The sequence below is a fragment of the Actinoallomurus vinaceus genome (assembly GCF_039542055.1).
Taxonomy (GTDB): domain Bacteria; phylum Actinomycetota; class Actinomycetes; order Streptosporangiales; family Streptosporangiaceae; genus Actinoallomurus; species Actinoallomurus vinaceus.
Window position 1 is genome coordinate 1 of record NZ_BAABHK010000051.1, and the last position, 1,221, is coordinate 1,221.

At 68.0% G+C, this 1,221-nt stretch carries 1 protein-coding gene; it reads left to right on the forward strand.

All coding sequences use genetic code 11. From position 1 onward, the window contains the following. The coding region (locus ABEA24_RS53305) for a hypothetical protein (protein ID WP_425551345.1) at window positions 1–1,221 on the forward strand (1,221 nt) is incomplete at both ends.

The following is a 1,221-nucleotide window of genomic DNA, read 5'->3' on the forward strand; positions in this document are numbered from 1 at the left end:
ACGCGGTGGCGGCCAAGAACCCGTACCGGCGGCCGGAGGCTGATTTCAACCGCTCGGTAGGCGATTTCGACCAGATGCCGGAGATCGTCCAAAAGGGCTTGTTCTTCCTGGAGATGCTGGTCGGCGGATGTCAGTGGCCGGACGGGAGCATGGGTGGCCTGGCCAAGATGCAGGCGGCGCTCACCACGTGCGCGGATACGTTTGGGACGACGGCGGGGGAGTTGGACGGCCACGCCGGTGCGGTCGTCAACGCGAACACGGGTGAGGCGACGGACAAGTTCAAGACCTTCGCTCAGGCGTTGTCGGGTGGGGGTGAGGCGGGGGGGTTACGGTTCCTCGAACAGTCGTTGCGAGACCTGGCCTCATGGGTGGATGGCCTGCAGGCGCAAAAGCGGGCGGCGCGGCTGCAGTTCGAGCTCTCGTGCGCGTTCGTAGTGATCACGATGGCGATCGGATTCGCCTGGTCCTGGATCACCGCGGGTGCATCAGAGGCCGCCGCGATCGGGGCGTCCGAAGCCGAAGGGTTCGCGCTGCGGGCGTTCTTGCGGCGGGTTGCGGTGTGGGTTGGGCAACATCAGGTGCTGAGTGGTGCGGTGGTGGGTGCCTGGTTCGGGGCTGGAATGGACGCCGCTGGGCAGTACGCGCGGATCCATGAGGGCGTGCAAAAGGACTGGAACTGGGGCGAGTTCGGTAAGTCGGTGGGGATGGGTGCGGTCGCCGGTGGGGTGATGGGGGCCGCCGGGCGGGCGGTGGCGCGCCAAAGCAACCCGCTGACCACCAAACTGGCCGACTGGATGGCCGCGCCGGGGATGAAGGGCGTCGGCGCCCGGTTCGGGTTCGCCGGCACCACCGGCACGGCCGGGAACCTGGCCGGTCAGGCGATCTTCGACCCCGACCACATGAACTTCGGACAGGCCGCCGCGTTCGGATTCGGCATGGCCGGACTCGGAGGCGCCAAGGAACTCGGCCAGCACGCGGCAGGCCGGTTCGGAAACGGCTCGAACACCGGCGGCTCGGACAGCGGCGGCCCCGTACCTCCGGTCTCCGACAGCGGCATCCCCAACGACCGCCCCACCTACCCCCACAAATCCGAAACCGGCGTCGGCTACGACATCAAAGGCCAAGCCCACGACAACCCCAACCCCACCAACACCGGCGGACCCGTCTACAACATCACCACCCTCCCCGAACACCCCAACGCTCAACAACCCGGCGGCGGCA